This is a genomic window from Nocardia sp. NPDC046763 (assembly GCF_040645495.1).
In the GTDB taxonomy this organism is placed as follows: domain Bacteria; phylum Actinomycetota; class Actinomycetes; order Mycobacteriales; family Mycobacteriaceae; genus Nocardia.
Window position 1 is genome coordinate 57,771 of the sequence record NZ_JBEYYI010000028.1, and the last position, 26,547, is coordinate 84,317.

The following is a 26,547-nucleotide window of genomic DNA, read 5'->3' on the forward strand; positions in this document are numbered from 1 at the left end:
GGGCGTGAAGCCCAAAGTCCTCGTAGGTGGGGCGGTCGCCCTGGTGCTGGGTCTGATGACGCTCGTCCTCGTCATCATTTTGCCCGCCAGCGAGACCAGTTGCGGCCCGGGCACACCCATGGTGCCGGCCATTACCTCGGCCCGCACCGAACCCAACTGCCCCACCACCGGCTCGCCCGTCGAGGCCGGTCTGCAGGAGGGCGCGCTGCGCGTGCTGCGTTGCACGGTGGCCCATTTCGGCATGATGGACATGCGCGGCATCGTGAACGACGACTCCGTCCCGGACCTGAAGGCCGGGCGCTCGGTGGAATTCATCGTCGGCGCGGACTCCGGCAAGGGCGACGCCATCGTCTCGTTCCTGCAGCAGAACGCCGCCGCCTTCCGGGTCGACTACCTGATCTGGAAGCAGCGCAGCTGGACCCCGGGCGCGGCCGCCGGCATCGAGTGGACCCCGCTCGGCGATCGCGGCGACGCGGCCCGCAATCACCTGGACCGGGTGCAGGTGACCGTTGCGGCCGCCGCTGCGCCGACGTCCGCGGCGCCGGCGCCGGCGAATGCCTCCATGGCCGCAATGCCTGGCACGGTGAACGAGGCCGGCAGCCTGACGGGGGCCGGGCGTCACCAATATCCCATCTCCCCATCGCAATTCACGATCACCGATGGCTTCGGGGCGCGCGGCGGCACTCATATGGGTGTCGATTTGGCGGCACCGGCGGGGACGCCGATCTATGCGGCCGCGGACGGACTGGTGGTGGCCGCGGGCGCGGCCTCCGGATTCGGCGACTGGGTTGTCATCGACTCCCTCGACGAGAGCGGGCACCGGTACTCGACCGTGTACGGGCACATGTACGACAACGGGATCTTCGTGCACACCGGCGATGTCGTGCAGATGGGCCAGCACATCGCCGACGTCGGCAACAACGGCGAATCCTCCGGCCCGCATCTGCATTTCGAACTGGTGCCGGGCGGACGACTGACCGGTGGGCACCAGGTCGACCCCATGCCATGGCTGGCGGGCGGCAGCGTCCCTGCTCCTTCGACGCCATACTGCGAGAACGGATTCGGCACGCCGGGCGGCAATCTCGCCCCCGGGAAGGTGCCACCCGAACTCGAGATCTGGTACCGCCGCGCGGGCTCACTGTGCCCGGAGATCGGCGCCTCGCTGCTGGCCGCCCAGGGGCAGGCCGAATCCGGGTTCCGCACCGACGCGGTGTCCCCGGACGGCGCGCAGGGCATCGCCCAGTTCATGCCCGGTACCGCCAAGGCCCTCGCGCCCGACGGACAGCCCTACGTCATCGACGCCGACGGCAAAGGCTATGCCAGCGTGCTGGATCCGGCCGATGCCATCATCGGGCAGGGCCGCTACATGTGCGCCATCGCCAAGACCATCGAGGGCTGGATGTCGGAGGGCAAGGTCTCCGGCGACCTGACCGCGCTCACCATCGCCGCCTACAACGCGGGTGAGGGCGCGGTACTCGCCTCCGGCGGCATGCCCAACCAGATCTCCCGGCACTACACCGAGACCCGGCCGTACGTCGCGCGGATCCTGGCCGCCGAGCCCGGATTTCGCAGCCTGGGCAGCGAGGGCCGGTTCCAGGCCGACCCGAACGCCGATCTGGGAGCGCAGATCGTGGCGGCGGGACAGCAATGGGTCGGCACCCCTTACGTTTTCGGCGGCGGCGGCCCAGGCGGGCCCAGCGACGGCGGGTTCGACCAGGCGGGCTTCACCGCGGCCGCGGTGTTCGCGGCCAGTGGCGGCGCCATCAGCCTGCCGCGCACGGCCGAACAGCAGTGGGAACAGGGCGTGGAGGTCCAGCTGCTCAGTGCGAAACCCGGTGATCTGGTGTTCGGATCCTTCGGCCCGCGCGGGCCCTCGGACGTCGGCGTCTACACCGGCAGTGGCCGCATGCTGCACGCCGAGTCCGGCGGCAAGGTGACCGAGGTGCCGCTCTCGAACGGTACGAAGGCCCGCCGCATCAGCCGCTGAATCGAGGTTGTCCCGGATATTCGGGACATGTACTATCCCTATTCATGATGATGGGTGAAGGCGTCGAATGGGGACTGCACTGCTGCACGGTGCTGGCCTGGCTCGACGATCACGCGCCGATCGCCACCGCCCGCCTGGCCGAGATCTTCGAACTGCCGCCCGAATACCTGAAGAAGCGGCTGCAACCGTTGGTGCGCGAGGGAATCCTCGACTCCACGCCCGGCGCACGCGGGGGCTACCGGTTGGCGCGCACACCCGAACGCATCACGCTCATGGACGTGGTGGCCGCGGTCGAGGGACGCACGGAAGCCTTCCGCTGCACCGAGATTCGCCGCCGTGGGGCCGGAGCGACACGGGCGAGTGCGGAATTCGCCAAACCGTGCGGCATTGCCCGGGCAATGGGGCGCGCCGAGCTGGCCTGGCGGCGCGAGCTGACCGCGCAGACCGTGGCCGACCTGATGGCCGACGCCCCGGCCAATGCCTCGGCCCACGCACGCAACTTCTATGAACGCGTGACCGCCTGAGCGGTCGCGTCGTCCGCGAGAAATCGACCCGGCCCGTGCCGGGTTTTTTCGGAAGGAGATTCGGGATGGCTAATATCCCGGTTTATGCCCGGCCGTCGACGGCTGAGGCCACCGCAGCGCCGAACGGGTTGCGGCGCACCCTGATCCTGGCGTTGGGCACCTTCGCCGTCGGCACCGACTCGTTCATCCTGGCCGGGTTCCTGCCGGACCTGGCCGGATCGCTGCGGGTGTCCACGGCGACCGCGGGCGCGGCGGTGACGGTGTTCGCGGCGGCCTATGCGTTGGGGTCACCGGTGCTGGCCACGCTGACCGCGCGGCTGCCGCGCCGGGCGCTGCTGGTGTCGGCGCTGCTGCTGCTCGCGCTGGCGAATCTGGGATCGGCACTCGCACCGACGTTCTCGATCCTGCTGGCCACCCGGATCGTGGCCGCGCTGGGAGCGGCGGCGTTCACGCCCAATGCGGGCGCGGTGGCCGCGGCGCTGGTGTCGCCGCAGGCGCGCGGGCGGGCGCTGGCGGTGGTCGTCGGCGGCCTGACCATCGCGACCGCGCTGGGTGTGCCGCTGGGTGATCTACTGGGGCACTGGCTGGGCTGGCGGTCGGCGCTGACCGGGGTCGCGATCGTGTGCCTCCTGGCGGCGGCCGGTGTCGCGGCGTGGGTGCCCGCGCTGCCCGGCAATCCCGCGGTCCCGCTGGCGAAACGGCTGGCGGTGCTGCGCAATCGGTCGGTCGCGGCCGTGCTGCCGCTGACCGTGCTGGGCATGGGGGCGGCGTATGTCGTGTACGCGTATGCTGTTCCGGCGTTGGGGGCCTTGGGAATCGGGGCCGCCACGACCGCGTGGATGCTGATGCTGTACGGCGTGGGCGCGGTGGCGGGCAACCTGTCGTCCGGTTACGCCACCGACCGTTTCGGCGCCACGCGGGTGCTGACCGCCGGATACGCGGTGATGGCAGCGACCCTGGCGATCATGGGTGTGCTGGCGGCGACGGACACCCGTGTTCCGGTCCTGGTCGGGCTGCTGGCCCTGGGGTGGGGCGCGGCCAGCTGGTGCCAGACGCCGGCCCAGCAGCACCGGCTCATCGCGGCCGCGCCGCAGGAGTCCGGACTGGTGGTGGCGTTGAACGCCTCCTGCATCTACGTCGGCATCGGCGCGGGGACCGCGCTCGGCGGCATCACCCTGGGGCACGGCGCGACGGTCATGTACGGCCTGGCCGCACTGCTCGCCGTGATCGCGCTCGGCTACCTGCGGTGCACCGCGCGAGCCGCGCGCTGACCGGCGGTGAGACCCGGCTCACGAAATACGTTCTTGCCCGGGCTCGTTGATCTCGGTTACCGTGGTCGAGTTCTTTCCCCGTCCGATCGGAGACATGCCGTTGCTCTTCTGAGGTGATCGCCGAGTGGCCCGCAATCGCGCGCCGCATTCGCTCACTCTCGGAGGCCGCATGTCAATGCCTGTTATTTCCATTTCCGATCTCACCTTCGCGTGGCCGGACGGCGCCGGAGTCTTCGACGGTCTCGACGCCCAGCTCGGACCCGGTCATCTGGGCCTGGTCGGCAGCAACGGCGCGGGGAAATCCACCCTCTTCCGCCTGCTCACCGGTGAACTGCGCCCCGCGCGCGGTTCGGTGAGTATTCCGGGGCGTTTCGGGTACCTGCGTCAGGACCTCGGGCTGGCCGCCGGGCAGCGGGTCGACGCGGTGCTCGGGCTGGCCGGGATCCGGAAAGCCCTGCACCGCATCGAATCCGGATCCGGCACCGACGCCGACTTCGAAACCGTGGGCACCGCCTGGGATATCGAGGAACGCGCCGTGGCACTGCTCGGGCGGCTCGGATTGCATTACGTCGCAGGGGATGTCGCGCAGCTGGACCGGCGGCTCGACACCCTCTCCGGCGGCGAGACCGTGCTGCTTGGCCTGGTCGCCGAGCTGCTGCGTGAACCCGATGTCCTGCTGCTGGACGAACCGACCAACAACCTCGATCAGATGGCGCGACAACGCCTCTACGAGGTCGTCGGACAGTTCCCCGGCACCGTGCTCACCGTCAGCCACGACCGCGAACTGCTCGACCGCGTGGACGCCGTCGCCGAGCTGCGGCAGGGCGAGATCCGGCTCTTCGGCGGCAATTTCAGCGAGTACGAGCGGCTCATCGAGCTCGAGCAGGACGCCGCCCGCGCGGCGATCCGAGAAGCCCGCAGCGATGTCCGCAAACAGGCGCGCGAACTCGTCGAGGCCCGCATCAAACTCGACCGGCGGCAACGCTACGGACAGAAGATGTGGGACCAGAAGCGCGAACCCAAGATCGTCATGGGGGAGCGCAAACGCCAGGCCCAGGTGTCGGCGGGCAAGCTGCGCAACAACCACATCGGCAAGGTCGAGGAGGCCAAAGACCATCTGACCGATATGCAGGACCGGCTGCGTGACGACCGCGAGATCCGCGTCGACCTGCCGGATACGCGGCTCTATCCGGGCCAGGACGTGCTCGAACTGACCGAGGTGCGGCTCCCGTGCGGGCCGACGGTGACACTGAAAATCAGTGGCCCCGAACGCATCGCGCTCACCGGACGCAACGGCATCGGCAAAACCACGCTGCTGCACCGCATCCGCGAGGAGTCGCCCAGGGTGCCCTGGCGCATGCTGCCGCAGCGCCTGGACGTCTTCGACGAATCGAAGTCGGTGTTCGAGAACGTGGCGGCCACCGCGCCGCACGCCTCGGCCGAACGGATCCGGGCCCAGCTGGCCCGGTTCCTGTTCCGCGGCACCGACGCCGATGTCGCGGCCGGCGCGCTCTCGGGCGGTGAGCGGTTGCGCGCGGCCCTGGCCATGCTGCTGCTGGCCGAACCCGCGCCCAAACTGCTGCTGCTCGACGAGCCGACCAACAACCTGGACCTGCCCAGCCTCGCCCACCTCACCGAGGCGCTGGCGAGCTTCCAGGGCGCGCTGCTCGTGGTCAGTCACGACCCGCGGTTCCTCACCGAGATCGGGGTGACGCGGCGGCTGGAACTGACCCCGGACGGCCTGGTCGAGAGCGCGGGCGAACAATGAGCAGGGAGGTCCGGCCGACACCGGAACAATCCGGGTCCCATGCGGCCGCGAAACCGGGCCCCGACCGGGTATCGTTCATCGCTCCGGAGCTGTTCGGACCGGCGGTGATCGCTGTCCCGGTCGGGATCCGATTCCAGGACTAAAGTGGATGATCTGGGTGGTTGAACGGTCCGATATGGTTTTCCGATCGAGGCCGCGAGCGGAGGTGGCATGACACAGCATCTGGAGAAGGCGAACTCGGGGCAATCGCCCGAGGGTGAGTCCGCCACCCCATCGGCCAACGGGCAGTCCGCCGCTCGCAACACCACCGCCGTTCCCACCTCCGCATCACGTCGCGTCCGCGCGCGCCTGGCCCGTCGCATGACCGGGCAGCGCGGCATCGCCGCCGTCAAGCCGGTGCTCGAGCCCCTCGCCTCCGTGCACCGGGAGCTGTACCCGAAGGCGAATCTCGCTCTGCTGCAACGGGCCTTCGACGTCGCCGACGAGAAGCACGCCCACCAGTTCCGTAAGTCCGGCGACCCGTACATCACGCACCCGCTGGCCGTGGCCAACATCCTGGCCGAGCTGGGCATGGACACCACCACGCTGGTGGCCGCGCTGTTGCACGACACCGTCGAGGACACCGGGTACTCGCTCGACGAGCTGACCGCCGAATTCGGCACCGAGGTCGCCCATCTGGTCGACGGCGTCACCAAGCTGGACAAGGTCAACCTGGGCGCGGCCGCCGAGGCGGAGACCATCCGCAAGATGATCATCGCCATGGCCCGCGACCCCCGCGTGCTGGTGATCAAGGTCGCCGACCGGCTGCACAACATGCGCACCATGCGCTTCCTGCCGCCGGAGAAGCAGGCCAAGAAGGCCCGCGAAACCCTCGAGGTGATAGCGCCGCTGGCCCACCGGCTGGGTATGGCCACCGTCAAGTGGGAGCTGGAGGACCTCGCCTTCGCGATCCTGCACCCCAAGAAGTACGACGAGATCGTGCGGCTGGTCGCCGACCGCGCGCCCTCGCGCGACACCTATCTGGCCAAGGTGCGCGCCGAGATCGTGAACACCCTGGCGTCGAGCCGGATCAATGCCGTGGTCGAGGGCCGTCCGAAGCACTACTGGTCGATTTATCAGAAGATGATCGTCAAGGGTAAGGACTTCGACGACATCCACGACCTGGTCGGCATCCGCATCCTCTGCGACGAGGTGCGCGACTGCTACGCCGCGGTCGGTGTCGTGCACTCGCTGTGGCAGCCCATGGCCGGGCGGTTCAAGGACTACATCGCCCAGCCGCGCTACGGCGTCTACCAGTCGCTGCACACCACCGTGGTCGGCCCGGACGGCAAGCCCCTGGAGGTGCAGATCCGCACCCAGGACATGCACCGGACCGCCGAGTTCGGCATCGCCGCGCACTGGCGGTACAAGGAGACCAAGGGCAAGCACTCCAACGACTCCACCGAAGTCGACGACATGGCGTGGATGCGTCAACTGCTCGACTGGCAGCGGGAGGCGGCCGACCCGGCCGAGTTCCTGGAGTCGCTGCGCTTCGACCTCAAATCGCCCGAGATCTTCGTGTTCACACCCAAGGGTGACGTGATCACCCTGCCGCAGAAGTCCACCCCGGTGGACTTCGCCTATGCCGTGCACACCGAGGTCGGCCACCGCTGCATCGGCGCGCGCGTCAACGGGCGGCTGGTCGCGCTGGAACGGCAGCTGGAGAACGGTGAGGTCGTCGAGATCTTCACCTCCAAGGCCCAGAACGCCGGACCCTCGCGGGACTGGCAGAACTTCGTGGTGTCCCCGCGTGCCAAGGCCAAGATCCGGCAGTGGTTCGCCAAGGAACGCCGCGAGGAGGCCCTCGAGGCGGGTAAGGACGCGATCAGCAAGGAGGTCCGGCGCTCGGGCCTGCCGCTGCAGCGCCTGATGAGCGTCGACGCCATGAGCGCGCTCGCCCACGAGCTGCACTACACCGACATCTCGGCGCTGTACGCGGCCGTCGGCGAGAACCAGGTGTCCGCGCACCACGTGGTGCAGCGGCTCATGGCCCAGCTCGGCGGCGTCAGCGATGTCGAGAACGAACTGGCCGAGCGGTCCACGCCGTCCACCGTGCCGGCGCGCCAGCGCACGACAGGCGATGCGGGCGTGGAGATTCCGGGCGCGCCCGGCACGGTCTCCAAGCTGGCCAAGTGCTGCACCCCGGTGCCCGGCGACGAGATCATGGGCTTCGTGACCCGTGGCGGTGCGGTCAGCGTGCACCGCACCGACTGCACCAACGCCGATTCGCTGCGCTCGGAACCGGAACGGATCATCGAGGTCAAATGGGCGCCGTCGCCCTCGTCGGTGTTCCTGGTGGCCATCCAGATCGAGGCCCTGGACCGCACTCGCCTGCTGTCGGATGTGACCAAGGTGCTGGCCGACGAGAAGGTCAACATCCTCTCGGCCGCGGTCACCACCTCCGGTGACCGGGTCGCCATCTCCAAGTTCACCTTCGAGATGGGCGACCCCAAGCACCTCGGCCACCTGCTCAACGTGGTTCGCAATGTGGAGGGCGTCTACGACGTCTACCGCGTGACCTCGGCCGCCTGATCCTGATATGTCGACGGGCAAGCGCGTCAAACTCGCGCTGGGTAGTGGCGGCGCACGCGGATACGCGCACATCGGCGTGATCGCCGAGCTCCGGGAGCGCACCGATGTCGCACAGCGGGCCATCGATCTCATGCTGGCCGCCCTCACCCGCCAGCATCTGGCCGCGCACCCGCCGGACCTGGTGATCGAGGTGCCGCAGAACATCTGCGGCACCATGGATTTCCATCGCGCCACCCCGATCATCGAGCGGGGGCGGTTGCTGGCGGCCCAGGCGCTCGACGCCCTGCCCGACCGAGCCCTCGACGCCCTGCCCGACTGAACGATTGCCCGGCGGTCGCGGGTACGATCGGCGCGAACCGGACCGGCCCGCGCGGCCGGTCGTCACCCGTAGGAAGGGCCCCGTACCAGCATGAAGTTCGAGAATGTCACCGTCACCAAGCGCGCCAACGTCTACTTCGATGGCAAGTGTGTGAGCCACAACATCGAACTGGCCGACGGCACCAGCAAGTCGATCGGTGTCATCCTCCCCGCCACCCTGACCTTCAACACGGGCGCGCCGGAGATCATGGAGCTGCTCGAGGGCCAGTGCAACGTCACCCTTGCCGGCGAGTCCGAGGCCGTCACCTACAAGGGCGGCGAGTCGTTCTCCGTGCCGGGCAACTCCAGCTTCCAGATCGAGGTCGTCGAGCCGGTCCACTACGTCTGCCACTTCGGCTGAGCTCCGAACCCCTGTGGCCCGGTCGCGCGAATGCGACCGGGCCACAGCCATTTCCGGCTCCGGCGTGGTACGCATGGGGTATGACGACCCTGGGAGTGGTGTTCCGGCCGCAGCAACCGCCCGAGCGGCTGCGGGACGTGGTGCGGGCGGCGGACGAGTCGGGACTCGACGAGCTGTGGCTGTGGGAGGACTGCTTCCTGGAGGGCGGGATCGCCACGGCCGCGGCGGCGCTCGCGTGGAGTGAGCGGGTGCGGGTCGGGGTGGGGGTGCTGCCGGTGCCGCTGCGCAATGTCGCGGTCACCGCGATGGAGCTGGCGACGCTGGCGCGGATGTTCCCCGGGCGGGGGATCTGGGGTGTGGGACACGGGGTTCAGGACTGGATGGGGCAGGTGGGGGAGCGGGTCGCCTCGCCGATCACCCTGCTGCGCGAATACCTCGATGCGCTGCGGGCGCTGCTGGCCGGGCAGCGAATCACGGTGAAGGGCAGGTATGTCCGGCTCGACGACGTCGCGCTGGACTGGCCGCCGGCCGCCGCACCGCCGATCCTGGCCGCCGCGACCGGGCCCCGGACGCTGAGTTTGGTGGGGGAGGCGGCCGACGGGGTGATCCTCACCAGCTCCACACCCGCCGACGGGATTCGGACGGCCGCCGGGATCGTGCGGGCCGCGCGACCCGAAGCGCTTGCGGCACAGCCGTATCCGATCGTCGTATACCTGCTGGCGGCGACCGGTCCCGATGCCGCGGAGCGGGTGGCCGCGGACCTGCGCGGGCAGGACCGCGACGGTATCCCCGATATCGGTGTCGCGGGTGACGCTCGGGCCATCGCCGATACCGTGCTCCGTTGGGTGGAGGCAGGCGCCACCAGCGTGGTCCTGCAGCCCACCGCCGACGAACCGGACCCGGTCGGCTTCGTCCGTTTCGCCGCCGAGCAGGTCAGGCCCCTCGTTTCCTGATGCGGCCGAAGGCTTTCCGCACGGTCTAGCGCAGGTCGCGGAAGAATTCCCGGATGTCGCCGACCAACAGCTCGGGTTCCTCCATGGCCGCGAAATGCCCGCCGCGATCCACGTCGACCCAGCGGGTGATGGTGTTGGACTGCTCGCAGTAGCGGCGGATGCAGACATCGTGCGCGAACGCGATGACACCGGTCGGCACACCGGAGTTCACGGCGGGCGCACCCCATTCCCCGGTGTTCGCGTACCCGACGTACGCGGCCGACCCGGCGGTGCCGGTGAGCCAGTAGAGCATGACGGTGGTGAGCAGGCGGTCGCGGTCGATGATCTTGTCGGGATCGACGCCGCGTGGGTGCGTCCACTCCCGGAACTTGTCCATGATCCAGGCCAGCTGGCCGACCGGCGAATCCGCCAGCCCGTACGCCAGCGCCTGGGGTCGCGTGGACTGAATCGCGATGTAGCCGAACTCCTCTCGGATGAATGCCTGGATGCGCCGCACCCGGTCCCGCTCCAGGTCGGTGAGCTCGTCGAGATCATTCGCGGCCGAGGGCGGGGGCAGGTTGGGGCCGCCGTTGACGTGGACGCCGATCACCCGATCCGGTGCCGTGCGCGCCACCTCGGGGCTGACCGCGCCGCCGATATCGCCGCCCTGCACGCCGTAGCGCTGATAGCCGAGCCGGTTCATGAGTTCCGCCCACACCCGGCCGATGCGGCCCCGCGTCCAGCCGGTGTCACTGACCGGACCCGAGAACCCGAACCCGGGCAGCGAGGGAATGACCAGGTGGAAGGCATCGCCCGGGTCGCCGTCGTGGGCGCGCGGATCGGTCAGCGGGCCGATGACGTCGAGGAAGTCGGCGATCGAACCGGGCCAGCCGTGGGTGAGCAGCAGCGGCACTGCGTCCGGTTCGGCGGAGCGGATGTGCAGGAAGTGGATGCGCTGTCCCTCGACCTCGGTGTGGAACTGCGGGTACCGATTGAGCTCGGCTTCGGCGGCGCGCCAGTCGTATCCGGTGCGCCAGTGGTCGAGCAGCGCGCGCAGCCAGTGCACCGGGACGCCGGTGTCCCAGTCGTCGCCGGGCAGCGGGGCGGGCAGGCGCGCGGCGTCGAGACGCCGGCGCAGGTCGTCGAGCTGCTCGGCGGGGATGTCGATGCGGAAGGGCGTGATCTGTTCGGTCATGAGAACCACGGTAGGAGGCAGTTAGGACAGTTTCTGCCCTAGCTGTGCGGCAGAATCGATTTCATGTTGGAAACCTCCGCCCGGCTGCTGCGCCTGCTGTCGCTGCTGCAGACCCCGCGCGAGTGGAGTGGCGCGGAACTGGCCGCACAGCTCGCGGTCGATGTGCGCACCGTGCGCCGGGATATCGACAAGCTGCGCGCGCTCGGCTATCCCGTCGACGCCACCGCTGGCGCCGCCGGGTATCGGCTGGGTGCGGGCGCGCAGCTGCCGCCGCTGCTGCTCGACGACGAGGAGGCCGTCGCCGTGGCCATGGGATTGCGCACCGCGGCGGGCGGGACCATCGCGGGCATCGAGGAGAGCTCGCTGCGGGCGCTGGCCAAACTCGAGCAGGTGCTGCCGTCGCGTTTGCGGCATCGGGTGACTGCGCTGCAGGCCGCGACCGTGGCCGTGCCCGCGGGCGGCCCGCGCGTCGACCCCGACACTCTGAACGCGATCGCCGCCGCCATTCGCGATCAGCATCGCCTGCGGTTCGACTACCGCGCCCACACGGGTGAAACATCCTGCCGGACAACCGAACCGCATCGTCTGGTGCACATCGGCCGCCGCTGGTATCTGACCGGCTGGGATGTGGACCGCGAGGATTGGCGCACCTACCGGGTGGACCGCCTCACCCCGCGCATCCCGACCGGCCCGCGCTTCACGCCCCGCGCCGCGCCCGACGCCGCCGATCAGGTCTCCCGGGGAGTGACCACCGCGCCCTATCGCTATCGGGCTCGTATCACGCTGCTGACCTCCGCCGAGCGGGCCGCCGAGGTGATCGCGCCGACCGTCGGCATGCTCGAGGCCGTCGACCCCGACACCTGCATCCTGCACACCGGCGCGGATTCGCTCGACGCCATCGCCGTCCACGTGGCGGGTTTCGGTTTCGAGTTCCGGGTCCTCGAGCCCCCGGAATTGGCGGCGCGCCTCCGTGAGCTGGCTACCCGGTTGCACCGGGCGGCGGGCTGATCTGCGCGTACGCGCCGGGTCGGTGCGGTATCGCTGTATCCCGGACCGGGATTCGGGGATCTCGTCGAGAGGGGTTGTGTGCTGGGTGAGTTCAGCCCGCCAGGGCTGTGCGGGTGGCGGAACGGATGGCGGCCGTGACGGCTTCGGGCTGCTCCAGCATCACGAGGTGACCGCAGTCGGGGAGTTCGATGGCCTCGGAGGGGCACAGGGTGGTGTTGAGGCGGGCGCCCGCGGCGGCGGACAGGATGCGGTTCTTGGCGCCCCAGACGGTGGTGATGGGCGGGAATCCTGGGCCTGGCCGGAAGTCGTCGAGGACGGCCAGTTTCGGCAGGTCACGTGCGATGGCGGCGGGTGGGAGCAGGCGCCGGGGTTCGCTCCAGCGGTGGCGCAGACCGATGAAGGCGGAGGAGCCCATACCGCGGCCGCGTGGGCCGAGCTGTTCGCGGACGACGAGATTCGCGGCGAAACCGGGCAGCCGGATCGCGCCCGAGACGGAGTCGAGCGGGAGCTGCGCGGCCGCGCGCGCGGTCCACCCGGTGGGCGTGGGCCGCAGGGTGGCGGCGGTCAGGGGGCTGCACAGCACCAAGGCGCGCACATTCTGCGGATTGCGGCGCGTGTACAGCAGCGACAGCGCGCTGCCGAAACAGTTGCCGACCATCGTGACATTGGTGAGCCCGTGGGCGTCGATGAACTCCGACACCATGCGCACGTAGTTGTCGACGGTGTACCCGTCCGCGGGCGAGTCGGAGTCGCCGTAGCCGAACAGATCCAGCGCGTACACGGTGTTGGTGGCCGCCAGCGCCCGCGTCTGGTTCGCCCAGATGCGCCGGTCACCGCCGATATTGTGCAGAAACAGGATCGGATCCCCGGATCCGGCGCTTTCGTAGGCGACGGATACGCCGTGATAGTCGAACTCCGGCATCGGGCGCTCTCCTCATTGAGTAGCGGTGCTGCACTGCGTCTGCGGCCTCGAGGGCCGTCAGCACCGACTCACCCTCGCGCGGTACCAGCCATACTAGCTGGTACCGCGCGTAACACAAGTTTTTGAGGGAAGCGTCCGAGCGCTGGTCAGCGGGTGGATCCGGCGATCACCTCCCCGCTGCGGATCCAGGATTTCAGTTCGGTCATACCGGTGTCGCGATCCATTACGGGCCGGTATCCGAAATCGCGGGTGGCCGCGGAGGTGTCGTAGGTGCCCGAGCGGGTCATCACCGCCACCGAGTACCGCGAGAGCGGAGGCGTCCAGTGTTCGGCGAGATACGGTACCCGCCTGAGGTTTTCGATCACCGACACCACCAGCGCCACCACGCGCGGATCGAGCCTGCGGCCCGGCCGCGGATAGCCGAGGTCCGCGGCGACGTCACCGAGGAACCCCCACACGTCGGTCCGCTCCGCATCGGCGATGAAATACGGCTTGCCGCCGACATTCTCGCTGGCAGCGGCCCTGACCGCGGCCTCGGCGATATTGTCCACATGGCACAGCGAGGCGTACACCTCACGCCCGGCCGACAGATCCGGCAGGGTCCCGGCCGCCGCCCGTTCGAGCAGCCGCACAATGGGCCCGGACCGGTCGCCCGCACCCCAGATGGCCCGCGGCCGCAGCGCGCAGGTGCTGAATCCGGGCGCATTCGCCTTCAGCACCAGGCGTTCGGCGGCGGCCTTGGTCTCGCAGTAGTGGTTGAGGTAGCGGCGGGGATACGGAACCGACTCGTCGATATCGATCTGGTCGCCGCCGTCACGGTCCATGAGCGCGCTCGGACTCGAGATGAACACGAACCGCTGCGCGCCGGCCGCCCGGGCAGCGGCCAGCAATCGCGAGGTGGCGGCGGTGTTCTCGGCCCAGAAGCGGGCGCGGGTGCCGCGCTCGTCCACGCGGGCGGCGCTGTGGAACACGACATCGACTCCGGCGACGGCGCGGTCCAGCGAGTCGGGATCGCCGAGATCGCCCACCACCCGCTCCACCCGGTCGAGCACCGGGGCCAGATCCCGCAGATTGCTGGTGCGCCGCACCAGAATCGCCACCTCGTTGTCCCCGTCGCGCACCAGCCGGCGCGTGAGCGCGCCGCCCAGGAAGCCGGAGGCCCCCGTCACCAATGCCTTCACGATGCTGCTGCTTTCACGATGCCTCCAGAAGTGTGCGGTCGCGTCGCCGAGCGCGGCCGAGGAGCGGTGTCAGCGCCACGGTGTCCCAGTCGATCCGGCTGGCCAGCTCGTCGGCGGCCATGCTGACGGGTATGCGGGTGGCCGGGTCCGCGGCGCACAGTGCCGCGTCGGCCCACCACAGCAGCCGCAGCGCCGGATTCGACGGGGCGCGTCCGGCCACCGCGGCGATCAGCCCGGCCAGCAGATACAGCCGGGCGGCGATCCAGGCCAGGAAATACAACCGCGCGGTCAGCGGAACCATCTGCGGCGCCGGGCTTCTCATGCTGCGGCCCTACCCGTCGAGCTGCTTGGCCGCCCAGACCGCCAGCTTCTCGCGGCCGATCTTGGCATTGTGGCGGATGTCGACCGGGAACCGCGGATGGAACAGGAACTCCGCCACCGGCTTGGTGATGTCGAATTCGTCGCGCCGCCCGCGCAATCGGTCCTCGACCGCGGCCCGGTCGGCTCCGGGCGCCAGCTCCACGCACAGCACCGGCTGCTGGTCCCCGCGCGCGCCCACGCCCACCAGCGCGGTGCGGGCGACGCCCTCGACGGTGTTGAACACCTGCTCGACCTGCACCGTGAACATGGGCCCGCTCGCCGTCTCCAGCCGCTGACTCTTGCGCCCGCAGAAGCGGATTCGCCCGGCGTCGTCGATCCAGGCCAGGTCTCCGGTGCGATGCCAGATCACCTCGCCCTCGGCGATCTTGCCGGTCCGGTTGGCCGCCTGCGGCCAGAAGTAGCGGGGGCTGACATTCGGCCCGGACACCACCAGCTCGCCGATCCCCCGCGACGCCGCCAGGTCGGCTGCCCGTGCCTCCGCGTCCGACCAGTCCGGCAGTGGATCATCGGTAATGGCGATGATGCGCGCCTGCACGTGGAGCGCGGGCGCGCCCACGCACACCCCGTGCCCGGTGTGCGCCTGCTCCACCAGATCGCCGAGCAGCTCACGGGATTCGATGGTCGCCATGGGCAGCGCCTCGGTCGCGCCGTAGCCGGAGTACACCTTGGCCGGCTCGGGCAGCACCTGCCGCAGCGCCGCGATGCACCAGTCCGGGACGGGCGCTCCGCCGGAGTAGATGCTCCGGATGCTCGGCAGGGACACCCCGGTCTGCTCGATGTGCCGCAGGAGCGGGATCAGCACGGCGGGGGAGGCGAACATGGTCTTCACCTCGTACCGCTGCACCGCGTCGACCACGTGCGCCGGATCGGTCGCCCCGACCTTGGAGGGAATCAGAGGCGGTAGCACGCACCGGGATCCGAGCAGCAGCTCCAGGATGCCCGCCACCGGCGCGGTGATGAGCGAGGTGCCCGGCGCGACGTGTTCGCGCGCGGCGTCCACCTGGTCGATCATGGCGCTGAGATTGCCGTGGGTGAGCACCACCGCCTTGGCGGGCCCGGTGCTGCCGGTGGTGTAGGCGATCAGCAGTGGTTCGTCATCGGGCGCGGGCTCGCGTTCGGGCAGCGTGGAAGCCGGTGTGCGGCCCCAGCTTTCGAGGGTGGGCCCCTGCCACCACGAGCGCCCGACCGTGACCGCCATCCGTACCTTGCGGAAATAGGCGCGGAACACGATGCGCAGCGCCTGCGCCTCGGTGACGCCGACGAAGGCCTCGGCGTCGGCGGCCTGCAGGCAGCGCAGCATCTTGAACACGCCCATGCCCGGGTCGATCACCACCGGCACCGCGCCGATCTTGAACAGCCCGTAGAGGACGGCGTACAGCTCGGGTCCCGGCCGCACCAGCACGATGGTGCGCGCGCCGCGGGTGACGCCGGCCTCGGCGAACCGCTCGGCAATCGTGTCCGACCACGCATCGAGTTCGGCGTAGGTGAGATGGCGGTAATCGGGCAGGCCGTCCCGATTCCTACCGTCGGCATATATCACCGCCTCCCGTTCGGGATGGGCGGCGACGATGTCGCCGAAACGATCGAGAGCGCGCCAATAAATGGTGGGCAAGGAATGCGACACACTTCCCCCAGTGAATTGTCGAGGAATGCGAGGAATGTATCGGTGAGGCTACACGGGGTGATGTCGGACCGCTAGCCGTGGCGCTCCGTATTCGTTTGATATACAACGGGTTTAGTGTGTCTCCGGGTACCGACACCGGTTCCTCGAAACCCCCTATTCCACCCCTACGGGGTGACGGCGCGACCATTCGCCGATCGGCGTGCGCACCACTTCCTTCCAGCGATTACGTCACGAGAAATGGTCGAGCGCACTGTGATTGGTGAGGCTCGTGCGGCGCCCGTCTACCGGTGGGTACGGTAGCGTTTCACTTGGCATCGGGGCTACGGGATATCAGCGGGGCCGGCTCGGGGGACACCGAATTGCGGCCGCCGCAGCCACATTCGACCGGACGCACTCAGTCCAGAGAGCAGGGGGCCACATGCGTACACGCTTCGAATCGATCGGTGCGTACACACCCACTACCATCCGTTCCACCGAGGACGTGATCAACAGTCTTTCGGTACCCAGGGCATTGGACCTGGAACGAATTACCGGAATCAAGAACCGGCGCGTGCACAATAGCGATCCGGAGAATTACGAATCGTCGTTCGCGCTGGCGCGCAACGCCATCGAGGACTGCCTCGCGCGCTCCGGCTACGACGCCGCGGACCTGGACGTCATCATCTCGGTGTCGATCACTCGCTTCACCGCGCCCGGGCAGTACTGCTTCGCACCGTCTTTCGCCGCCCAGCTGGGTGCGGCCATCGGCGCGGGCCGGGCACTGCACTTCGATCTGTCCAATGCCTGCGCGGGCATGATCACCGGCGTGCTGGTGCTGGACCGCATGATCAAGTCCGGTGTGGTGCGCCGCGGCCTGGTGGTCAGCGGCGAACAGATCACCCCCATCGCCGAGACCGCCACCCGCGAGATCTCCCAGCCCTACGACCCGCAGTTCGCCGCCCTCACCGTGGGCGACGCGGCCGTGGCCGTGGTGGTCGACGACCAGGGCGACGACGCGGACGAGATCCACTACATCGAGCTCATGACCACCTCGGCCGGCGCCGAGCACTGCATCGGCATGCCCAGCGACAAGACCACCGGCATCGCCATGTACACCGACAACCGCGCCCTGGCCAGCGAATCCCGCTTCCTGCAGGGCATTTCGCGCATGGCCGACTTCCTGCTGGAGACCGGCCGGGCCTGGGAGAGCGAGAAGTACGACTACTGGATCCACCACCAGTTCAGCGGGCCCGCCATCGACTACATCAGCTCGCTCACCGAGCGGCACTTCGACACCCCGATGCCGCAGACGCTCAATGTCTACGCCGAATACGGCAATACCGCGTCCACCTCGCACTTCCTGGTGCTGCGCGAACACCTGGCGCAGGGCCGGATTCCGCGCGGCTCCAAGGTGCTGCTGATCCCCGAGGCGTCCGGCGTGGTCTCCGGGCAACTCGCCGCGACCATCTCCCGGCTGGAGGCCTGAATCCATGAGCACCGCAATCGTTTCCGCGGCCGTCTGCACCGATGCCGACACCGGCAGCTACTTCGAGCTGGCCGCCCGCGCGGGCGCGCAGGCGCTGGCGGCGGCGGAGGTCTCGGCCGACCGGGTCGGCCTGGTGGTCAACGCCGGGGTGTTCCGGGACAGCAATATCGCCGAGCCCGCGGTGGCCGCGCTGATCCAGAAGCGCCTCGAGGTGGGCCTGGAGTACGCGACCGGGCGGGTGCCCGCATTCTCCTTCGACCTGCTGAACGGCGGCACCGGCGTGGTGCACGCGCTCATGGCCGCCCAGTGCTTCACCGGTCTCGGCGATGTCGAGTACGCGCTCATCGTGGCCGGCGATACCCACCCGTCCACCGAGCGCGACCGCGAGGACTTCCCTTACGCCGCCAGCGGTGCGGCCATCCTGCTGCATTCCTCCGACAGCGCGGGCGGTTTCGGCCGCATCTACACCACCGAGACCCCGGGCGCGCTCGCCCCGACCGCGTGGGCCGACCTGGAGGCGGCGGGTACCGGCGGCCGCACCGCGCTGACCGTGCGCACCGAGACCGGGGACCCGCTCGCGCTGGCCGAGACCGCGGTGCGCGAATGCCTCGCCGGTGAAGGACTGGAGCCCAGCGACTTCGCCACCGGCGGCGCGGTGCTGCTGGCCCCGGCCCCCGTCCCCGGCTTCCGGGAGCGGGTGGCCTACCGGGTCGGGGTGCCCTCGGCCGCGGTCGCCGGGATAGACCCGTTCGTCGGCAACCCGTATTCCGCGGGCCCGGTGCACGCGTATCTGAACGCGGCCACCCAGGGCATGCTCGACGAGGTGCGCGCAGTGGTGTTCCTGGCGACGGACGACACGTCGGCGGCGGCTCTGGTCTATCGCCCGCAGGCGCTCGTCACCACCTCCCAGGCGAATGTGAAATACACTGTTTGACAGTACATTTCGAAACCGTTGTGCCCCGGCTGATCCTGGGCGCCCACGCGCCCTCGCTGCAACGATGCCGCTCCAGCACACCGAAGCTCGCCGTGCCACGCCTGTCAGTCGGGCGCATCCCGATCGGTGAAAGGGACGTCAGATGGCACGGTCGGTCGCACGGGACCGAGGGGAGACGCCGGTGGGGGCCGGCGGCAGGACGAGCTGTGCGGTCGCCGGCCGGGCGAGCGCGGCGGACGCGGAGCGGCTGCGGGTCGCGCGCGCGGTGGCGGTGCTGGGGGCCGCTGCCGGGGTGGGCCGGGTGGCGGCGCTGCTGAACACGGAACTCGACGAGACCCGTGCGGTGGTCACGGAATTGGCGGCGGCCGGGCTGATCGTGGGGGAGTGCCGCCCGCACCCGGAGCTTGCGGCCCCGGTGCTGCGGGATTTGCCCGACGAGGATCGGCGCGCCCTGCACACCGGGGCGGCCGAACTGCTGTTCCGGGAGGGCCTGCCCGCGGCCACGGTGGCGCGGCACCTGGTCGAGGCGGGCGACGCGCGCGGCTCGTGGGCGGCGCAGGTGCTCCTGGAGGTCGCCGACCGCGCCTTCGACGCCGATGAATTGGGCAGCGCCGGAACCTATCTGGAGCTGGCCTATCGGGCCAGCAGACGCGCCGACGAGCGGGCCGCCATCGCGACCCGGCTGGTGGCGGTGGATTGGCGGATCAACCCGTCGTGCCGCACCCGCAATTTCGGCCGGCTCAAGGCCGCCCTGCGCACCGGGCGGGTGCCGTATCCGGAGCTACCCATGACCGTGCTGCAGATGCTGTGGCACGGTCATGTCCTGCACGCCGATCACGCGCTGGCCCAGCTGCGTCGCAGCGGCGACCCGGCGGCGGCCGATCGGGTCGAATTCGTCGGGGCGTGGCTGCGCTACACGCATCCGGTGCAGGCGCAACGGCATCCGTGGCTGGCTCGCGCCCGCCCCGGTCCGGAATCGCCTTCCCCGGACCGTGATTCACCCCACCGGCAGGCGGCCGCGCTGCTGGCGGGACTGTGGGCGCAGCGCTCGCCCGCCGAGACCGCCGCCGCGGCCCAGCGCATCCTGGCACATCACCGGCTGACCCCCGCCACCGTCGAGGTGCTGGTGGCGGCGGTCGACTGTCTGCTGCATACCGATCGCCTCGACGCCGCCGACGCCTGGTGTACCGCCCTGCTGGCCGAGGCCACCGCGCGCCGCGCCCCGACCTGGCAGGCGCTGTTCGCCTCGGCGCGCGCGGAGACGCTGCTGCGCAAGGGAAATCCGGTCGAGGCGGGCGGGCACGCACTGGCAGCACTCAATCTGCTGCCCGCCGAACAGCTCGGGGTGTGGCTGGGCCGGGCGGTCGCGGTGCTGGTGCGCGCGCTCACCGCACAGGGCAGGCACGCCGAGGCCGCCGCACAGCTGGAGCGGCCGATGCCGCGCGCCATGTTCGAATCCCGTTTCGCGCTGGGCTATCTGCGCGCCTGCGGTGAGCACTGCCTGGCCACCGGCCGGCCCGAGGAGGCGCTGCGGCATTTCCGCCGGTGCGGGCGGCTGATGGACGAGTGGGGCATGGACTTCGCCTGGCTGGCGCCGTGGCGCAATGACCTGGCCGCGGCCGGCCTGGTGTCCGGGCAGCAGCGGCAGGTACGGAATCTGGTCAGCCGGCACCTCGACCTGATCGGCGGGGCCGAGCAGCACCACACCGGCGGGGTGTCGCTGCGCCTGCTCGCCGCGACCAGCGATCCGCTCCGGCGGGTGACGCTGCTGCGCCGGTCAGCGGCGCTGGCCCGCTCGGGTGGCGACGAACTCGAATTGGCGACGGTGCTGGCCGATCTCGGGAACGCCTACCGGGCACTGGGGGAGGCGGACCGGGCCCGGCCTCCGCTGCGGGAGGCGGCGCGGCTGGCCGAGACCTGCGGGGCCGAACCGCTCCTGGCCCGCCTGCAGGTGGACCCGGTACCGGCCGCGAGAGAGACCCTGGGCGACAACGGTTTCGACGCCTTGAGCCCGGCCGAACGGCGGGTGGCCGAACTGGCCGCGCTCGGTCAGCGCAATCGCGATATCGCCGACGCCCTGAACATCACCATCAGCACGGTGGAGCAGCACCTGACCCGGGTGTACCGCAAACTCGCGGTCGCCCGCCGCACCGAACTGCGGTTCGCGCTGGCGTCCCGGACCGAGACGAGCGCGCGGACCGCTGCCGGATAACCGTCGGCCGAAAGGGGATTGGCATGATCGCGTATCCAACCGGGGCGCCGCACCCGCCGCGGGACGACCATCCGCCGCTGCCCGAGCACGACCCGTTCTACCGGCGTCCGCGCGGACTCGACCGGGTCGTGCCCGGGGCCGTCCTGCGTTCGCGCCCGGTGGAACTCGCACTGCTGGGCCGCATTCCGCAGCGCGTCACGGCCACCCAGCTGCTGTACCGCAGCACCGACCTGCACGGCCGTGCCGAGGCGGCGGTCACCACGGTGCTGCTGCCCTCCGGTGCGGACCCGGCGGCCGACCGGCCGATCGTCTCCTTTCAGTGCGCCATCGACGCCGTCGCCTCGAAATGCCTGCCGTCGTACGCGTTCCGCCGCGGCGCGCGGGCGCTGGGCTCGGTTCCGCAGTTCGAGCTGCTGCTCATCGAGCACGCCCTGACCCGCGGCTGGGCGGCGTCGGTGCCCGACCATACCGGGACCGCGGGCCGGTTCGGGGCTCCGCGCGAGCCCGGCCACCGCACCCTGGACGGCCTGCGCGCCACCCTGAATTTCCTGGCGCGACCCGGTGATTCGCCGGTGGCGCTGTGGGGGTACTCGGGCGGCGGACTGGCCACGGTGTGGGCCGCCGAGCTCGCGGCGAGCTATGCCCCGGAGCTGAATATCCTTGCCGCGGTGCTGGGTTCGCCGGTAGGAAACCTCGAATCGACCTTCTTCCGGCTCAACGGCTCGGCCTTCGGCGGGCTGGCCACCCTGTGCCTGGCCGGACTGCGCCGCACCTATCCGGCCCTGGACCGCACCCTGCGCGAGCACCTCGACGCCGCGTCCCTCGACCTGCTCGAGCGTGCCGAAACCAGCGCCACCATTCCGCTCCTGCTGCGCAGCGGCCGGTCCCGGCTCCAGGATCGCGAGGGTTCGGACCTGGCCACACTGCGGACCCTGCCGCGGGTGCGGGCCGTCCTCGCCGATGTCGAACCGGGTGTGCGACCGCCGCGGTTCCCGGTGCTCGCGGTGCAGGGCGTGCACGATCTGATCATTCCGTGCGGCAATGTGGATCGGCTGGTCGATCGCTACCGGGCCGAGGGCACGTCGGTCCGCTATCTGCGCGATGTGCTGGGCGGTCACGCGAGCCTGGGTCTGCTGGCGGCGCCCCTGTGCGAGAACTGGCTCGCCGATCGATTCGCCGGTCGCCCGCTCCCGGCCGGAACCACGCAAACCGTAGTCTCCCTGGCACTTTCGATCCCCGCGCTCCGCGGCTACCTGGGCCTGGCGTCGATCCTGGCGAGAGCGGTGGCGGCCCGGCCGATGCGCGCCGCGCCACCCGCGCGGATCGCCGCGCAGCCGGGCGCGCCGGAGGCGGACATCGCACACGCACTGCCGGTCACCTGACGCGCACGCCGTCCCAGCCCGGCGAAGTGAAGGTCGGGCATCGATTCCCCTGAACGCCCGCGACCAGCTGATTCGGCTCCTATCGTGGATGGATCCGGAAGGGGTCGCCATGACGGCAACCGACAAGATCCTCATCATCGGCGGACTGCTGACCCTCACCTATGCGGCCCTGCTGGGATATCCGATGATCGCGCTGCGCATGCGCGAGGGGAACCCGCCCACGCCCCGCTATCTGACCGTCACCCATGTCGGCGCGGTCATCCAGGGCGTCATCCTGTTCGGTCTGGTGTGGGCCGCTCGCCTGTCCGATCTGTCCAGCGGCTGGAACATCACCGCCGCCTGGCTGGTCGTCGCCAGCGGCGTCTTCATCGCCGCCAAGGACACCATCAACTGGCTCACCGGCGTCGGCGACGAGTTCGCCGACAAGGCGCGCACCGCGCCGCTCGGCCTGGCCGGTGCGGTGACCATGACGGTGGGCCTGGTCATCTTCATCGTGGGTGACCTGACCGCGCTCTGAGACACGACCGCGGCGAGGCGCTACCGCAGCGAATCGGCCTTGCTGATCCAGCCCACCACCGCCCGGGTCAGGAAGGGTGGGGACAGGCGGGTGGCGAGGCTGGTGAGTTTGGTCTGCAGGCCGACCAGGACGTGCGGTCCGGACAGCGGTCGGCGTCCGGTTGCGGTGTGCCACACCGCTTCCGCCACATCGTCCGGGGTGAGGTGGACGCCGAGGACGGTCGCGGACTTCGAGCCGCGGCTCACCTCGGTCATCATGTCGGTCGCGACGAACAGGGGCAGCAGGTCGCTGACCGTGATGCCGTAGTGCCGCCATTCGAGGTCGAGGGCCTCGGTCAGGCTGCGCACCGCGGCCTTGGTCGCGCCGTAGGTCGCCAGGCCGGGTTGGCCGTAGAGCGCCGAGGCCGACGCCAGGTTGATGACCCGGCTGCCGGAGGTGCGGCGCAGATAGGGGAGGGCGGCGTGGCAGCCATTGAGGACGCCCTTGATGTTCACGTCCACGAGACGGTGCTGGCGTTCCACCGGGATCTCGCCGAAGGGGCCGGAGACGAGCACGCCCGCATTGTTGACCAGCAGGTCCAGCCGCCCGGTCGCGTCGTCGAAGTCCTTCAGGGCCCGGTCCCAGCCCACCGGGTCGGTGACATCGAAGGCCCCCGTCACGGTCCGCCCGCCGATCTCGGCGGCGGTGCGGGCGACCGCGTCGGCGTCGATGTCGTACAGGCCGACGGTCCAGCCCTCCCGGGCGAACCGCGCGGCGATGGCGCGGCCGATACCGGCGGCCGCCCCGGTGACGAGGATCGCGGGCCGGGAAGCGTTGGCGGGCTGCGACATCGGAGCCTCTCGGATCGGAGGGTCGGGACCGCCGGTGCGGATCAGGCGGCGCTGCGGCCGAGGCGACCGGGATCGATCATCGCACGGTGGAAATCGGCCGCGTCACGGGCGGCGTCCCGGCCGTCCGCGAGCAGGCCCGCACCCAGGTGGATGAGGGTGTGCGCGGCGCTCGGCCGCACTTGCAGGCGCAGCGGGACGCCCGCCGCCTCGGCCCGTTTCGCCACCGCCAGCGCGTCGGCGAGCAGCATCTCGCGGGAGCCGACCTGCAGCAGAATCGGTGGCAGGCCGGTGAAATCGTGGTTCACCACCGACCAGCTCGGATCCAGCTCGCCGTCCACGGCGATACCGCGGCGCACCACCATGTCCGGGCCGACCGCGGGCAGCACCGCGTCGTAGCGGGCATTGGGATGCGCGAGGCGGGCGGCGGAGTCGAAATCCGCCCACGGCGAGGTCACCGACAGTGCCACGGGCAGCGGCAGACCCAGCTCGCGCAGTGTCAGCGCCAGCCGCAGCGCGAGTCCGCCGCCCGCGGAATCGCCCGCGACGACGATCTTCTCGGGCGGGAACCCCTCGGCCAGCAGGTGCCGGTAGGCGGTGAGCGCGTCGTCGAGGCTCTCGTTGGGATGGGCGTCGGGCAGCTGCCGATAGTCGACGGTCAGCACCGGCAGCTCGCTCAGCGCGGCCAGGCGGGCGGTGTGGCGACGGTAGCTGTGCAGCCCGCCCGCGATGAACGCGCCGCCGTGCAGGTACAGGATCGCGGCGCCGCGGTCCACCCGCGGATCGGGAACCGGTGTGCTCCACAGCCATTCGGCGTCGCAGTGCTCGAACCGCACCGGCTCGCGGCGGGTGCCGCGCGGGGTGCCGAGCACCCGGGCGGGCTGTTCGGACAGCCGCGTCATCCGGAACACCAGGTGCGCGGGGCGCGGGCCCAGATCGGCGACCCAGGCTCCGGCGCGCAGGAACTGCTGCAGGGTGGTGCGCAGCACCGGATGGGCGAGCCTGGTCCCGATGCGCGCCGGCCGGATCGTCTCCACGATCACCGATGAGACGGGGTCCGAGGTCTGCGGCGTCGCCACGGGCGCTCCTGTCCGCGCCGCGAAACACCGGGCGCTGCTGAGACAACGATGTCAGTTCTGGCCAAGGGCCGTTCAACATCTTGACGGTGAATTCGCGGATTGTCATGTCCGAGAACGAAATTCCCACGTAAGAGGGGGTGCCGGGCGGCGGATCCGGCTGGGTGCCGCGACCGGGCGTTGACTTATGCAGGTAAATGCCTGCATAATTTTCCCGTGCAACCCGAACCCGAGATGGACGCGGTCTTCAAGGCCCTGGCCGACTCCACCCGCCGCCTGCTGCTGGACCGGCTGCGGGAGAACAATGGCCAGACCCTGCGCGAACTGTGCGAACGGGTCGAGATGGCCCGCCAGTCGGTGACCCAGCACCTCGACATCCTGGAGCGGGCCGGCCTCGTCACCGTGCTGCGCCGCGGTCGCGAACGGGTGCACTACATCAATCCGACCCCGATTCACGACATCGAACAGCGCTGGATCTCCGTCTTCGATCGCCCCCGGCTGGATGTCCTGCGCGCCGTCAAAAACCAGGCAGAGGAGTACGCCATGACCGCCACCGTGCCGAACTACGTCTACGTCACCTACATCCACGCCAGCGCCGAACAGGTGTGGAAGGCCCTCACCGACGCCGACCTGACCGCGCAGTACTGGGGGCACGCGAATGTGTCCGACTGGCAGGCGGGTTCGGAATGGGAGCACCGCCGCGTCGACGGCTCGGACAAGGTCGATGTCGTCGGCAAGGTCCTCGAGGTCGACGAGCCCCGCCGCCTCGTCCTCACCTTCGAGGATTCGATCGGAGCGGAGCGCTCCCCGTCGGTGGTGACCTTCCTCATCGAGTCCCACCAGGACATCGTCCGGCTCACCGTCACCCACGAGAACCTGCCGAATCAGGAAATGCTGCAGGGCATTTCGAGCGGCTGGCCCGCCGTGCTGGCCAACCTCAAGTCGCTGCTGGAGACCGGCGCCGTACTGCCGCAGGCGCCCTGGGAAATGTCGCAGGCCCACGCCTGATGTTCGACGCCACCGCGCTGCGCGGGGGTCTATGACACCCTGCTGGAAGCCGCTGCCGCCGTGACCGATTCGGGCCCGCCGCTGCCGCCCCCGACGGGGGGCTGATCGATGCCGAAGTCCCGGGCCACACCCGGCAGCTGCTCGCGCTGCGCGGAAACGGTGACGGCACCGGGCGGGCAAGTGCCCGCGCCGGTGCCGTCACCAGGTGATCGCCGTGCGGTGATCACCGTGTGGCCCTGCTGATTACCGCGGGGCCATGCGGATCGCGCCGTCGAGGCGGATGACCTCACCGTTGAGCATCGGGTTCTCCACGATGTGGCGGACCAGCGCGGCGTACTCGGCCGGGTCGCCCAGGCGCGACGGGTGCGGCACCTGCGCGCCGAGGGCGTCGATGGCCTGCTGCGGCAGGGTCGCGAAAAGCGGGGTGTGGAACAGGCCCGGCGCGATGGTCATCACGCGGATCTTGTACGAGGCCAGGTCGCGGGCGACCGGCAGCGTCAGGCCCACGATGCCGCCCTTGGAGGCGGAGTACGCGGCCTGGCCGATCTGGCCGTCGTAGGCGGCGACCGACGCGGTGTTGACGATGACGCCACGCTCGCCGTCGGCCTCCTCGACCGCCGAGATGCGCTCGGCGGCCAGGCGGATGACGTTGAACGTTCCGATCAGGTTAACGTTGATGATCTTGGAGAAGGACTCCAGCGGGAACGCGCCCTGCTTGCCGACCGTCTTGATGGCATTGCCGATTCCCGCGCAGTTCACCGCGATTCGCAGCGTGCCGAGCTCCTGGGCGGCATCCAGCGCGGCGGTCACATCCGCTTCGCTGGTCACGTCACCGGGCGAGAACACCACGCGCTCACCGAGTTCCTCGGCGATGGCCTTGCCGTCGGACGAGGGAAGATCGAGGATAACGACCTTCGCGCCGGCCGCGTGCAGTTCCCGCACGGTGGCCAGTCCGAGTCCCGACGCGCCACCGGTCACGACCGCGGCAATGTCTGCTGTCTTCACAAAACCTCCAAAATTCTTGGTCTTGTTAATGTAGATTCT

Annotated in this window: 23 protein-coding genes; 15 read left to right on the forward strand and 8 right to left on the reverse strand. The window is 70.1% G+C overall.

Going from position 1 to position 26,547, the window contains the following annotated elements; all coding sequences use genetic code 11:
* Nucleotides 1-4: 4 nt before the first annotated feature.
* The 8 genes from ABZ909_RS34060 to ABZ909_RS34095 all read left to right on the forward strand — a co-directional run bounded on the left by ABZ909_RS34060 (nt 5) and on the right by ABZ909_RS34095 (nt 9,792).
* On the forward strand, nt 5-1,987 hold the full coding sequence (locus ABZ909_RS34060; RefSeq protein ID WP_357008076.1) for a peptidoglycan DD-metalloendopeptidase family protein: 1,983 nt from the start codon (nt 5-7) through the stop codon (nt 1,985-1,987).
* 44 nt (nt 1,988-2,031) lie between these two features.
* On the forward strand, nt 2,032-2,511 hold the full coding sequence (locus ABZ909_RS34065) for an Rrf2 family transcriptional regulator (protein WP_357008079.1): 480 nt from the start codon (nt 2,032-2,034) through the stop codon (nt 2,509-2,511).
* A 65-nt stretch (nt 2,512-2,576) separates the two neighbouring features.
* Nucleotides 2,577-3,782, forward strand: a complete 1,206-nt coding sequence (locus tag ABZ909_RS34070; protein WP_357008082.1) for an MFS transporter — start codon at nt 2,577-2,579, stop codon at nt 3,780-3,782.
* A 169-nt stretch (nt 3,783-3,951) separates the two neighbouring features.
* Nucleotides 3,952-5,550, forward strand: coding sequence for an ATP-binding cassette domain-containing protein (locus ABZ909_RS34075; RefSeq protein WP_357008085.1), 1,599 nt, complete (start codon nt 3,952-3,954; stop codon nt 5,548-5,550).
* 210 nt (nt 5,551-5,760) lie between these two features.
* The gene (locus tag ABZ909_RS34080) at nt 5,761-8,121 is read left to right on the forward strand and encodes a RelA/SpoT family protein (protein WP_357008088.1); all 2,361 of its coding nucleotides are present in this window, start codon (nt 5,761-5,763) and stop codon (nt 8,119-8,121) included.
* 7 nt (nt 8,122-8,128) lie between these two features.
* Nucleotides 8,129-8,440, forward strand: coding sequence for a hypothetical protein (locus ABZ909_RS34085; protein ID WP_357008090.1), 312 nt, complete (start codon nt 8,129-8,131; stop codon nt 8,438-8,440).
* A 90-nt stretch (nt 8,441-8,530) separates the two neighbouring features.
* Nucleotides 8,531-8,839 carry a pyrimidine/purine nucleoside phosphorylase gene (locus tag ABZ909_RS34090; RefSeq protein WP_354837226.1) on the forward strand — a complete coding sequence of 103 codons (309 nt, stop codon included), beginning with the start codon at nt 8,531-8,533 and terminating at the stop codon, nt 8,837-8,839.
* An 80-nt stretch (nt 8,840-8,919) separates the two neighbouring features.
* Nucleotides 8,920-9,792, forward strand: coding sequence for an LLM class flavin-dependent oxidoreductase (locus tag ABZ909_RS34095; protein WP_357008092.1), 873 nt, complete (start codon nt 8,920-8,922; stop codon nt 9,790-9,792).
* Nucleotides 9,793-9,817: 25 nt separating this feature from the next.
* Here the strand turns inward: ABZ909_RS34095 and ABZ909_RS34100 are convergent, their stop codons facing one another.
* Complete coding sequence (locus ABZ909_RS34100; RefSeq protein WP_357008094.1) at nt 9,818-10,966, reverse strand: epoxide hydrolase family protein; 1,149 nt, start codon at nt 10,964-10,966, stop codon at nt 9,818-9,820.
* 63 nt (nt 10,967-11,029) lie between these two features.
* On the opposite strand from ABZ909_RS34100, the gene ABZ909_RS34105 reads away from it, so the two are divergent.
* Nucleotides 11,030-11,974 carry a YafY family protein gene (locus ABZ909_RS34105; protein WP_357008097.1) on the forward strand — a complete coding sequence of 315 codons (945 nt, stop codon included), beginning with the start codon at nt 11,030-11,032 and terminating at the stop codon, nt 11,972-11,974.
* Between the two features lie 91 nt (nt 11,975-12,065).
* Here ABZ909_RS34105 and ABZ909_RS34110 read toward each other — a convergent pair whose 3' ends face one another.
* The 4 genes from ABZ909_RS34110 to ABZ909_RS34125 all read right to left on the reverse strand — a co-directional run bounded on the left by ABZ909_RS34110 (nt 12,066) and on the right by ABZ909_RS34125 (nt 16,070).
* Nucleotides 12,066-12,896 carry an alpha/beta hydrolase gene (locus ABZ909_RS34110; RefSeq protein ID WP_357008099.1) on the reverse strand — a complete coding sequence of 277 codons (831 nt, stop codon included), beginning with the start codon at nt 12,894-12,896 and terminating at the stop codon, nt 12,066-12,068.
* A 146-nt stretch (nt 12,897-13,042) separates the two neighbouring features.
* Nucleotides 13,043-14,077 carry an NAD-dependent epimerase/dehydratase family protein gene (locus ABZ909_RS34115; RefSeq protein WP_357008102.1) on the reverse strand — a complete coding sequence of 345 codons (1,035 nt, stop codon included), beginning with the start codon at nt 14,075-14,077 and terminating at the stop codon, nt 13,043-13,045.
* A 13-nt stretch (nt 14,078-14,090) separates the two neighbouring features.
* Nucleotides 14,091-14,399, reverse strand: a complete 309-nt coding sequence (locus ABZ909_RS34120) for a hypothetical protein (RefSeq protein WP_357008104.1) — start codon at nt 14,397-14,399, stop codon at nt 14,091-14,093.
* A gap of 9 nt (nt 14,400-14,408) precedes the next feature.
* Entirely contained in the window at nt 14,409-16,070 is a 1,662-nt protein-coding gene (locus ABZ909_RS34125) for a fatty acid CoA ligase family protein (protein WP_357008106.1), read from the reverse strand.
* 430 nt (nt 16,071-16,500) lie between these two features.
* Between ABZ909_RS34125 and ABZ909_RS34130 the strand changes: the two genes are divergently transcribed.
* The 5 genes from ABZ909_RS34130 (at nt 16,501) to ABZ909_RS34150 (ending at nt 22,592) form a co-directional block, all read left to right on the forward strand.
* Nucleotides 16,501-17,547 carry a 3-oxoacyl-[acyl-carrier-protein] synthase III C-terminal domain-containing protein gene (locus ABZ909_RS34130; protein ID WP_357008108.1) on the forward strand — a complete coding sequence of 349 codons (1,047 nt, stop codon included), beginning with the start codon at nt 16,501-16,503 and terminating at the stop codon, nt 17,545-17,547.
* A 4-nt stretch (nt 17,548-17,551) separates the two neighbouring features.
* Nucleotides 17,552-18,481, forward strand: coding sequence for a hypothetical protein (locus ABZ909_RS34135; RefSeq protein WP_357008111.1), 930 nt, complete (start codon nt 17,552-17,554; stop codon nt 18,479-18,481).
* 142 nt (nt 18,482-18,623) lie between these two features.
* Complete coding sequence (locus ABZ909_RS34140; RefSeq protein WP_357008114.1) at nt 18,624-20,693, forward strand: LuxR C-terminal-related transcriptional regulator; 2,070 nt, start codon at nt 18,624-18,626, stop codon at nt 20,691-20,693.
* 23 nt (nt 20,694-20,716) lie between these two features.
* On the forward strand, nt 20,717-22,075 hold the full coding sequence (locus tag ABZ909_RS34145; RefSeq protein WP_357008117.1) for a lipase family protein: 1,359 nt from the start codon (nt 20,717-20,719) through the stop codon (nt 22,073-22,075).
* Between the two features lie 109 nt (nt 22,076-22,184).
* Nucleotides 22,185-22,592, forward strand: a complete 408-nt coding sequence (locus ABZ909_RS34150) for a hypothetical protein (protein WP_357008119.1) — start codon at nt 22,185-22,187, stop codon at nt 22,590-22,592.
* 20 nt (nt 22,593-22,612) lie between these two features.
* On the opposite strand, the gene ABZ909_RS34155 is transcribed toward ABZ909_RS34150, so the two are convergent.
* Complete coding sequence (locus tag ABZ909_RS34155) at nt 22,613-23,422, reverse strand: SDR family oxidoreductase (protein ID WP_357008122.1); 810 nt, start codon at nt 23,420-23,422, stop codon at nt 22,613-22,615.
* Between the two features lie 41 nt (nt 23,423-23,463).
* Nucleotides 23,464-24,498: an alpha/beta hydrolase gene (locus tag ABZ909_RS34160; RefSeq protein ID WP_357008125.1), complete on the reverse strand. Its 1,035-nt coding sequence runs from the start codon at nt 24,496-24,498 to the stop codon at nt 23,464-23,466.
* Nucleotides 24,499-24,729: 231 nt separating this feature from the next.
* Between ABZ909_RS34160 and ABZ909_RS34165 the strand changes: the two genes are divergently transcribed.
* The gene (locus ABZ909_RS34165) at nt 24,730-25,503 is read left to right on the forward strand and encodes a metalloregulator ArsR/SmtB family transcription factor (RefSeq protein ID WP_357008246.1); all 774 of its coding nucleotides are present in this window, start codon (nt 24,730-24,732) and stop codon (nt 25,501-25,503) included.
* Nucleotides 25,504-25,746: 243 nt separating this feature from the next.
* Here the strand turns inward: ABZ909_RS34165 and ABZ909_RS34170 are convergent, their stop codons facing one another.
* The gene (locus ABZ909_RS34170; protein WP_354837256.1) at nt 25,747-26,508 is read right to left on the reverse strand and encodes a 3-hydroxyacyl-CoA dehydrogenase; all 762 of its coding nucleotides are present in this window, start codon (nt 26,506-26,508) and stop codon (nt 25,747-25,749) included.
* Nucleotides 26,509-26,547 lie beyond the last annotated feature (39 nt).

Excerpts from the sequence above, each read along its gene's own strand:
- ABZ909_RS34065 (WP_357008079.1), top strand. The coding sequence starts at position 2,032 with ATGATGATGGGTGAAGGCGTCGAATGGGGACTGCACTGCTGCACGGTG.
- ABZ909_RS34070 (WP_357008082.1), top strand. The coding sequence starts at position 2,577 with ATGGCTAATATCCCGGTTTATGCCCGGCCGTCGACGGCTGAGGCCACC.
- ABZ909_RS34075 (WP_357008085.1), top strand. The coding sequence starts at position 3,952 with ATGTCAATGCCTGTTATTTCCATTTCCGATCTCACCTTCGCGTGGCCG.
- ABZ909_RS34080 (WP_357008088.1), top strand. The coding sequence starts at position 5,761 with ATGACACAGCATCTGGAGAAGGCGAACTCGGGGCAATCGCCCGAGGGT.
- ABZ909_RS34085 (WP_357008090.1), top strand. The coding sequence starts at position 8,129 with ATGTCGACGGGCAAGCGCGTCAAACTCGCGCTGGGTAGTGGCGGCGCA.
- ABZ909_RS34090 (WP_354837226.1), top strand. The coding sequence starts at position 8,531 with ATGAAGTTCGAGAATGTCACCGTCACCAAGCGCGCCAACGTCTACTTC.
- ABZ909_RS34095 (WP_357008092.1), top strand. The coding sequence starts at position 8,920 with ATGACGACCCTGGGAGTGGTGTTCCGGCCGCAGCAACCGCCCGAGCGG.
- ABZ909_RS34100 (WP_357008094.1), bottom strand. The coding sequence starts at position 10,966 with ATGACCGAACAGATCACGCCCTTCCGCATCGACATCCCCGCCGAGCAG.
- ABZ909_RS34105 (WP_357008097.1), top strand. The coding sequence starts at position 11,030 with ATGTTGGAAACCTCCGCCCGGCTGCTGCGCCTGCTGTCGCTGCTGCAG.
- ABZ909_RS34110 (WP_357008099.1), bottom strand. The coding sequence starts at position 12,896 with ATGCCGGAGTTCGACTATCACGGCGTATCCGTCGCCTACGAAAGCGCC.
- ABZ909_RS34120 (WP_357008104.1), bottom strand. The coding sequence starts at position 14,399 with ATGAGAAGCCCGGCGCCGCAGATGGTTCCGCTGACCGCGCGGTTGTAT.
- ABZ909_RS34130 (WP_357008108.1), top strand. The coding sequence starts at position 16,501 with ATGCGTACACGCTTCGAATCGATCGGTGCGTACACACCCACTACCATC.
- ABZ909_RS34135 (WP_357008111.1), top strand. The coding sequence starts at position 17,552 with ATGAGCACCGCAATCGTTTCCGCGGCCGTCTGCACCGATGCCGACACC.
- ABZ909_RS34140 (WP_357008114.1), top strand. The coding sequence starts at position 18,624 with ATGGCACGGTCGGTCGCACGGGACCGAGGGGAGACGCCGGTGGGGGCC.
- ABZ909_RS34145 (WP_357008117.1), top strand. The coding sequence starts at position 20,717 with ATGATCGCGTATCCAACCGGGGCGCCGCACCCGCCGCGGGACGACCAT.
- ABZ909_RS34150 (WP_357008119.1), top strand. The coding sequence starts at position 22,185 with ATGACGGCAACCGACAAGATCCTCATCATCGGCGGACTGCTGACCCTC.
- ABZ909_RS34155 (WP_357008122.1), bottom strand. The coding sequence starts at position 23,422 with ATGTCGCAGCCCGCCAACGCTTCCCGGCCCGCGATCCTCGTCACCGGG.
- ABZ909_RS34165 (WP_357008246.1), top strand. The coding sequence starts at position 24,730 with ATGGACGCGGTCTTCAAGGCCCTGGCCGACTCCACCCGCCGCCTGCTG.